9 protein-coding genes and 1 pseudogene are annotated in these 7,789 nt (G+C 53.2%); 6 read left to right on the plus strand and 4 right to left on the minus strand.

Going from position 1 to position 7,789, the window contains the following annotated elements:
* Positions 1-38: 38 nt before the first annotated feature.
* Positions 39-371 (minus strand): plasmid mobilization protein, encoded by a 333-nt coding sequence (locus PAN31108_RS24570; protein ID WP_246184132.1) that lies wholly within the window; start codon positions 369-371, stop codon positions 39-41.
* 548 nt (positions 372-919) lie between these two features.
* Between PAN31108_RS24570 and PAN31108_RS24575 the strand changes: the two genes are divergently transcribed.
* The 5 genes from PAN31108_RS24575 (at position 920) to PAN31108_RS24600 (ending at position 3,765) form a co-directional block, all read left to right on the plus strand.
* Positions 920-1,228, plus strand: a complete 309-nt coding sequence (locus PAN31108_RS24575; RefSeq protein ID WP_150671380.1) for a hypothetical protein — start codon at positions 920-922, stop codon at positions 1,226-1,228.
* A 19-nt stretch (positions 1,229-1,247) separates the two neighbouring features.
* Positions 1,248-1,460, plus strand: a complete 213-nt coding sequence (locus tag PAN31108_RS24580; RefSeq protein WP_150671381.1) for a hypothetical protein — start codon at positions 1,248-1,250, stop codon at positions 1,458-1,460.
* 76 nt (positions 1,461-1,536) lie between these two features.
* The gene (locus PAN31108_RS24585; protein WP_150671382.1) at positions 1,537-1,740 is read left to right on the plus strand and encodes a hypothetical protein; all 204 of its coding nucleotides are present in this window, start codon (positions 1,537-1,539) and stop codon (positions 1,738-1,740) included.
* 262 nt (positions 1,741-2,002) lie between these two features.
* The gene (locus tag PAN31108_RS24595) at positions 2,003-2,290 is read left to right on the plus strand and encodes a hypothetical protein (RefSeq protein WP_150671384.1); all 288 of its coding nucleotides are present in this window, start codon (positions 2,003-2,005) and stop codon (positions 2,288-2,290) included.
* A gap of 2 nt (positions 2,291-2,292) precedes the next feature.
* Positions 2,293-3,765 (plus strand): TrbL/VirB6 family protein, encoded by a 1,473-nt coding sequence (locus PAN31108_RS24600; RefSeq protein WP_150671385.1) that lies wholly within the window; start codon positions 2,293-2,295, stop codon positions 3,763-3,765.
* Positions 3,766-4,562: 797 nt separating this feature from the next.
* Here the strand turns inward: PAN31108_RS24600 and trfA are convergent.
* Positions 4,563-5,417 (minus strand): plasmid replication initiator TrfA, encoded by an 855-nt coding sequence (gene trfA / locus PAN31108_RS24610; RefSeq protein ID WP_174995135.1) that lies wholly within the window; start codon positions 5,415-5,417, stop codon positions 4,563-4,565.
* A gap of 11 nt (positions 5,418-5,428) precedes the next feature.
* Positions 5,429-5,644: a DNA-binding protein gene (locus PAN31108_RS24615; protein WP_306440170.1), complete on the minus strand. Its 216-nt coding sequence runs from the start codon at positions 5,642-5,644 to the stop codon at positions 5,429-5,431.
* A 92-nt stretch (positions 5,645-5,736) separates the two neighbouring features.
* On the opposite strand from PAN31108_RS24615, the gene PAN31108_RS24620 reads away from it, so the two are divergent.
* The gene (locus PAN31108_RS24620; protein ID WP_150671387.1) at positions 5,737-6,774 is read left to right on the plus strand and encodes a hypothetical protein; all 1,038 of its coding nucleotides are present in this window, start codon (positions 5,737-5,739) and stop codon (positions 6,772-6,774) included.
* Between the two features lie 30 nt (positions 6,775-6,804).
* Here the strand turns inward: PAN31108_RS24620 and PAN31108_RS24625 are convergent.
* Positions 6,805-7,713: pseudogene (locus PAN31108_RS24625) on the minus strand (site-specific integrase); the annotation flags it as partial.
* Positions 7,714-7,789: the final 76 nt, after the last annotated feature.

The raw sequence follows: 7,789 nt of genomic DNA on the forward strand, positions 1-7,789 counted from the left end.
GCCACGTTGCCAACAGTTGCTGACTGAGCCAACCCCGCCTATCGAGCCTCGGAGATCCTCAGGATCGCCTGCCGAGCTTCCAGTATCACCGGCAGCAAGTCCGCCTCGGGCGGCGCAATGCAGTGCTTGACCATAGCGGCGTGTAACGCCCGCACCTCTCGAGTGATCGCACTTAGCGCCAACACTGCTTCAGTTTGCTCGTCCACATCGGCTTTGCGACCAAGAGCTGCGCGACGCGCAAACTCAGAGACGTCCATCTGCCGCACTGCAGCGGATCTTTTTATCTTCAATTCCTCGTCCGGGGTCACTCGCATCACGATCCGCTTGGAGCGCTTCTCAGCCTCGTCTTTGAACGTAAACAGTTTGCCCATTTGCATCCTCCAGGTCATGGACCGCATTTTAGTTGGGTGTTGGGGTCTCGGGGCAACGCCCTGAGTGACTGCGACGGGCGCGAAGCGACCTAGCGGTCAAGGATCAGTTGCGTGCCGTGAGGCACACAACTGGCATCCTGCCCTGTTTCATGGGAAGCAAGACGCTGCAAAACGCTGCAGATCTGTGGTGAATTTGCTACGAATCTGCGGGGTATGTGTAGCGAGTCGGCAGTGAACGTGAACCGCATTTGAGGTGATTTTTCCGCACATTTTCGGTGACCCCCCATCAATTTAGCATCCCACTTTCAGCATATTTCTTCGAAACACGTAGCTTTTATTAGAATCAACAAAAATTCATTGAATTTCGCATCAATCAATTTCAAGTTCCACATATTCCCCCCACAAAAAACTTTCCCATCAATATTCACACAAAAATATGTAACAAATTGTGAATGAAGTGTTAATAGTCACCAAACGCAGATTGACACATACCAACGACACAAAAAAAATAACCACAATTACTTATCAAAAGCAAAAGGATATATCCAATGACCCGAAAAGGCCCCATAAAAAGAATCAGCGGCGAGAATTTCTCCATTGCAGAGGAAATATTAAAGGCAGCTACTTTTCTTATGTTGCCAGAAAAAACCCGAGCAAGATTTATCGAAGAACAAATGAAGACGATACAACATCTTCGCAACGAAGGATGCTCTTGGGCACAGATTAAAAATGTACTCGCAGGGATAGGCATAGATCTCAGCGAATCAACGCTAAGGTCATATTACTCACGCATCACAAGGGAACAGGAAATTCGGGAGGGAAAGCGCAATGGCGCGAAAAAGAACCGTCAGCATTGACGTCATCGAACAAGCAAAAATGGAATTAGCCAACCTACCCCAAAAATCCGTGCGAGAAAAAAGCATCGATGCTGCACTGGAAGAAATGAAGCCCCAAATTCAATTACTTTTCAAGAAAGGTTACTCACAAGCCGATGTATGCGAACAACTATTACGACTTGGAATTCAAATCAAGGAATATCAGTTGAGATCAATATTTTCAAAAAAACGTACCAGTCCAAAAGACCGGTAGACCTAGAAATGCGCAGCGCCTGGCCACTGACATGACCAGGCGCTGCTAACCAAACCGATCTTACTAGGAGATCCGAATGGCTAATCGAATTGTACCCGCGGAATTTTCTCGCACCTCCTACCAGTTGCCTGCCGAGGCCCGGAGCGATATTTTGTCGCAGACTGAAACAGACATAAATCGGGCGTCGGCCCTCGCCCGCTCCATGTCGAGCATCGAGAGGCAACGTCAGCAATTCATCGCAATGTACGGTGATGCCTTTGGATTGGATGTGGATAGCTGAATCGCAATCTTTTGCAGCAAAAGACAAAACGGAGGGAATTGTATGGAAATCACGACTAAGAAGCCTCTGAATCACATACAGATGGCACTGGCCGCGGGACTTGCAATTGCGGTCGGAGCATTGCCGGTCTACCTGGCTGTTTGGAAGAGCAATGTTCTGCCTTGCCTGCTGCTATTAGTCATAGCGCAGACGTATCTCGTACTGCGACGCCAATGCGGAAAGTGACGTCTACGACTTAGAACACCACAAAAGAGGTCGGTAAATGAAGAACATTGTCGCAACGCTTCTTTTCGTCACAGCTACCTTGTCCGGCTGCGAAGAAGCAACGCACAAGCCTATCGCAGGCACCTATGCCGATAAAGACGGCTCCATGCTTGTGTTCGAACGCGGCAAGGTAAAAGTGCCTGGCATTGCCCACCGAGAAGCAGTTTTCACTGTGAGCGGCAACATCCTGAAGTTCAAGTTTTCTGATGGATATCCGGTTGAGGCTACGGTTAGCGGTGATAGCTTCACGACAAACTACGGCTACGTGTATAAAAAGGTGCATTGAACATGAAGACTCTGGTGAAGGCGTTGCCCTCGGTGCTTCTGTTGATCGCGGCACAATGTGCCCTAGCTCAAAATGCGCCTGGTCTCACTGCGCTTGATGTGTCCGGGACCATTCGACAGGCAATACTTCCGTCGTTTGGCAAACTAAGCACACAGGCGATTTCTTGGCTCGTCGCGTTTGCAACGCTTCAGTTCTTCATCACGAACTACAAGCTCTTGTTTGGAGATGGCGATCTGCAAACTGCGGTAGGAAAATTGGTCGGCGCGGTGGCTTGGGTGGGTTTTTGCCTTTACGTCATTGACAATGGGCCGCGCTTCATCTTGGGCGTTGGTGATCAGATGTTCGGGCTAGTTGGCGACATGCCCACGCCGGGTTCCATCATGCAGAATACATTCGGTCTAGCAGCAATTGCTGCGGCACTCGCCGTCGGTGTTGGTGCAATTCCGCTAGTCGGTGGCACGGCAGGAAATATCGTCGTTATCGTCATGCTTGTTGTTCTCGTAGTAGGACTGTACTTCGCTCTGAAAATATTCATGCTTCAGCTCGAACTCGGCCTTATCGCCATGTTGAGCCCCCTGAGCTTCTCGTTACTGGGGTTAAACACTCTTCGAGATCAGGGGATTGCGCCGTTCAAATCGCTACTTTCTCTCGTGTATCGGATCATCTTGGTTGGCGTGATTCTGGCTGCATTCAGTGGCGTTAGCGATTTCCTGTCGTCATCCCTCAAATCAATCTCAGTGCAGCAGATCGTCACGGATGGGCTGGCGAATGCCATCGGTCCAATTGTGCAAGGCATCGGCGCGTACGCGATGTTGGCGTTCCTGTTGTTTAAAAGCGATGCGCTCGCCAGCTCACTTGCCTCCGGAACAGCGTCATTGAGTCCTAGCGATTTCACTGCCGCAGCGGCGGCGGGGGCTGCAGCAGGAGCTGCTGCTGCGACGGGTGGGGCTGCTGCAGTTTCCTCTGCGGGCAAGGCCCCCAAGTCGATGGCTAAGTTCGTGGACAAGCTCTTGGGTGGCGGTGGTTCGATCCAAAACGTTTCCCCTACGGGGCGTGCTGGCGAGGCGCCGGTATTCACACCACCGACCGCCCCCTCCCTGTCTGTCGGAGCTCATGCCTCGAACGATATGCCGCTCACCTCACCGCCGAGTCAGCCGGAATCCAGTGCTGCTGGAGGGCTAGAAAAAAGCAATGTCGCTTCGGGTCGGTACGGAACCGATCCCGGAGATGTCAGCCCAAAGGAATCTGTTCGAGCCGATGCTCCCAAAACTTCTGGGTCTGCGGCTGGCGCGGCAATTGGCGGGCAGCAAGAGCAACTCGGATCAACAAAGCTGGAAGACAAGTTAGAAAAGCTCGTCGACCATCTCGGCCAATCCAACAAACCGAGTGCTGGCCAGCATCTGCGAGAGCTAGACCAGCGTCTAGCGCACGACAAGGCAACGACGGGAGTCTCCATCAGTTCTCATCACGACTGAGCAGGCATAGCGCGATACCTTGTAGCGGATCCCCATAACAACTCACCTATCGGTGTCTGATTCATGGACGATCCGCTGCGAGCGTCCAATTACTGCCCTACCAAGAGCCCTCGTATGCGCGAATATCGTCTCCGAATCGTGCGAGAAATCGCCACGTGTGCCTGCGACCGCTGCCGACGACAGTTGTCCGCCGAGCAACCAGGTGAGTGGCAAGAACGCATATCCCTTGACCATTGCTGCGGCTTCGACTCTGTGTTCGGGGACGGAAACACGGTGAGTCTCGACCTGTGCCAACATTGCTTGCGAGAGGTGTTGGGGCAGTGGCTACGCATTTCACCGCCGGACGATTCTTGAAATACCGATCCCCCGGCAATCGCTGACGCATGCCGAGCGACGAATTCAACTCGATTGAATCCGAAGAACCTCTGCAGCCAACGAAAGTCCATTGGCGCTCGCAGTGGGGGACCGTGAAGCCCCCCTCGCAACCGGAGAGGTGCCTTAGCTGGCAATGGATTATCCACAGGGCAGTAACGGTTATAGTAGGTTAGATATAGGTTAACGTAAAAAATTACGCGAAAAATCAATATAAATCAATGTCTTACGAAGCAACCCCGGAACACCGTGCCGTGAAAGCGGAATGCCATGCCGTGAAGGTGGAATCTGGTGCCGTATTCCGCGGAACGCCATGCCGTGTAGTTGGCGACGTTATCCACATCAATCAGCGTCTGATCCGTTACAGCAAGCCTTAGGCAAATTGTTGGTTGAGGACCAGGGAAGACGGAATGCTATGCCGTGGTCTACCCAACCGGACTGTATCGCGTCCATTGGACCATCGCTCCCTCCCTGTAGAACTGATGATCGATGAGGATCTTCAGTCGCTCCAATTCACAAAGTGCTTCACTCAACGCCTCACGGAATTTTCGCGTAGGAGACGCATAGCCGCACAGCCTCTTCAGGCTCTCGACGGAAACGCGATGAGGAATGCTCGGGGCGTGGGTGGAGGCATAGCACTGAAGCCACTTGGACAAATCCACACGATGCTCGATCAACTTTCGCTTAGCCACATCAACAAAGGCATATTCGTTGTTTGAAAAGAGCACCCTCACCCTGGCCCCTATGGTGAACTCCCACATCCCTGTTTGATTGTCCTGCGTCCACTCGGCGATCAGGGACAGGTTGGCCGTGTACCTCTTCGTCTTGATATGCAGCGTACCCGTGGTTAGGCGTTTGAACGATCCATCTAACCATGCATACGCAGACTTACCGAAAGACCCGTTCTTCCCCGGCGCCCAACCAAGATCGCGCAAAAATTGGGCCCGGTCGCATTTGACTGAATGATTGAGGTCCACACCTTGCGCGTAGCGGAGAGCCAACATAAACACGTCTTGATCCCCCATGTCGAACTGCTTGCCGCTGAATCTCACCTCAAAACCTTCGGGCGAAGGCAACAACGCATCGTCATGCATTTTCCGCAGCCCGCGCGGAATAGGAGCAAATAGCGGCGTGCGCGCTATGTAGTTGGGAATCGCACTGGCGTCCTCCTCAGGAAAAAGAGGCAACTGCCCTCCGGCTTTCGTCACCGCATCAACACGCGCTTGCACTCGCTCCGCTCTTGGCCGGAGCTTCTCAATCAATGAGTCGAGCGTCGACATATGGCCCGACCTCATTCGCCACCAAGAAATCTCGCTATATCTGACGTACGGAAATAAACACGCTTTCCAACCTTCAGTTTTGCCGCGTTGATCCTGGCGGACCAATCCGACTCCACATAAAGCCCCTGACGAAGGCCGTCTGCCGAACGGTCCAAGATCTTTGCCAAATGAGCCAAACTGAGCAGTGGACCGTACTGACTCATCAGAACCTCTTCAATCTTCAACATACGTTGGACTCCGTTAAATTTCGAATCGAGAGATTGAAGAATCGCGCTTTGATGCGTAGTATTCAGCCCATTAGGTTCCCAATTTGGTTGACATGACCGCTGTTGCCCCTATTAGAGCTTGGGACGAATGCGACCCGCAGCTCCGAGACGCTATCGGCTCGCTTTCTACGGCCTGGGGATCGTATTCGGCGCAGTCACGCAGGTATCCGATTTTCAAGTTGCTTCGTGAATTGATTGATCCTGCTTGGGCGAACTTGTGCAGTCGATACGAGGCGCTAAACGCCCAGACGTTGAATATTGCGTGGATGCGGCATCGGCTCAAGGCGATGACGCTGGCCGAGCAAACGCGTTTCTCGGGTCTTGGGGGAACTACCTCGTTGAGCATCATCGCCCAGTGTTGCGGGCTAACGGCGCTTGATCAGTTCCTTCAGGAAGTTGCTCGCGAGGCAATGAAGAAATCGGCAGACGGGAAACTAGGCCGTCTCGAGCAATCGCTCGACAGCCTCCGGGAAGTCGCCATACGTTGCAGAGGCAAAACAACCAAGCGGAGATCACTCGGGAAGTTCGGCAGAGTGGACCTACTGCATGGCATGAGCACATGCCGAAGCTGCGCCCAGCCAACTGAGCTAGCGGCGCATCTCACAGAAGCACATGGAGCCCCACCCGAGGGCTCTAGGCTCAGCTCGATCTACTGCGAGACCCATAGCCCCCAAAAGGCAGGATCAAGCGCGACCAGGGCGAAGTACAAACAAGCGAAGAGAACTCAGAAAAGTTTCGAGACCGAACTAAAGCGACTAGAACACCAATATTGGGGGCATGCTGCCACTATGCGCGCGGAACATCCCTCCCCGATCATTGATGAGTTTTTCCATCGGCTATCGGCATTGAAACGACTCAGTATTGACGATGAAGGTGGCACCTTGGCCACCGAGACTGAGGTACGCCTTCGCAGCGAGGCCCGAAAGCTCGTAGATCGACGAATGTCTGATCGAAAGAAAGAGATAGTGGTGCTACTGGCCAACGGCAAAAATCAACCCGAAATTGCAGTGGCGCTGGGACTAGGAAGCCGGCAGGCCATTTCGAAGGCACTGCAAACAATCCACCTCGACTATCGATTTGACATCAACTAGGCATCACCGCTCGCAGTGGCCATGTGATCGCTACGCCTTCAGTTTGTCGAGCTTGGCCACCAAATCCTCTGCCCGTAGGTGCGTATACCGCTTGAGCATTTGCATTGACTTGTGGCCACTGATTGCTGCCACCTCCTGGTCACTCAATCCAGCTTCCACCAAACGACTTACTGCTTCGTGACGCAGGTCGTGGAAGCGAAAGTCTGAACAGCCAGCCGCTCGCTTGATATCGAGCCAAACCTTGTTGAAATTGTAGGGGCGACGCACCTCGTCTCTCCCCGGTTCCCCGAAGAAGATCAAATCTGTACCAACTGGGCGAACGGGATTGGCGAGTGCCTGCTCAAACAAATTCGTCGCCTCAACAGTGAGCGGCACAGTACGCGGCATTGTGTTCTTGGTCTCTATCAGGCGCACCACACGCTTGACCATATCGACTTGTGAGCGACGCAGCGTAACAATTTCGGACGAGCGCATCCCCGTTTCAACTGCTATGCGGACAATCCAACGCAGCATCGGGTTTGAGTGGGCATCCACTGCAGCAAACAGTCGAACCTCCTCCCCCGGATCAAGACGACGGGTTCGGCCAGGACCTGGAGCCGGGCGCCTGACATTCAAAACTGGGTTGTAGGTTAACCCCAAGCCCCACTCTTTCACGGCAACAGTGAAGAGATGCCCCAGAAGTGCCAACTCAAGGCGAACGGTGTTGGGAGCTCGAGGAACAGGCTTCCCCAAAGCATCTTTCCGATCTTCTCCAGATAGCCGCTTGTCACGGTATTGAGCAACGAGCTCCGCGCTGATTGCCGCTAACGAATACTTGCCAAAGTACGCAGTCAGAGGGGCCGCACGCTTGTGCTCCCCAGTCTGAGTCATCGGGCGTTTTGTCGACGTCACTTCGGCGAGATATCTCTGGATTGCCTTCTCGAACGTCAATCGCTCAGATGTATTGACCTAGCAAAACCTGCACAGGTTAAGCGGCTAAAGCGAATGCCTCGGCCGGGGTCTTCATCTTTAGCGC

Source organism: Pandoraea anhela (assembly GCF_902459655.1).
Taxonomy (GTDB): Bacteria; Pseudomonadota; Gammaproteobacteria; order Burkholderiales; family Burkholderiaceae; genus Pandoraea; species Pandoraea anhela.

Coding starts and splice junctions, on each gene's coding strand:
- PAN31108_RS24570 (WP_246184132.1), bottom strand. CDS start 371: ATGGGCAAACTGTTTACGTTCAAAGACGAGGCTGAGAAGCGCTCCAAG.
- PAN31108_RS24575 (WP_150671380.1), top strand. CDS start 920: ATGACCCGAAAAGGCCCCATAAAAAGAATCAGCGGCGAGAATTTCTCC.
- PAN31108_RS24580 (WP_150671381.1), top strand. CDS start 1,248: ATGGAATTAGCCAACCTACCCCAAAAATCCGTGCGAGAAAAAAGCATC.
- PAN31108_RS24585 (WP_150671382.1), top strand. CDS start 1,537: ATGGCTAATCGAATTGTACCCGCGGAATTTTCTCGCACCTCCTACCAG.
- PAN31108_RS24595 (WP_150671384.1), top strand. CDS start 2,003: ATGAAGAACATTGTCGCAACGCTTCTTTTCGTCACAGCTACCTTGTCC.
- PAN31108_RS24600 (WP_150671385.1), top strand. CDS start 2,293: ATGAAGACTCTGGTGAAGGCGTTGCCCTCGGTGCTTCTGTTGATCGCG.
- trfA (WP_174995135.1), bottom strand. CDS start 5,417: ATGTCGACGCTCGACTCATTGATTGAGAAGCTCCGGCCAAGAGCGGAG.
- PAN31108_RS24615 (WP_306440170.1), bottom strand. CDS start 5,644: ATGTTGAAGATTGAAGAGGTTCTGATGAGTCAGTACGGTCCACTGCTC.
- PAN31108_RS24620 (WP_150671387.1), top strand. CDS start 5,737: ATGACCGCTGTTGCCCCTATTAGAGCTTGGGACGAATGCGACCCGCAG.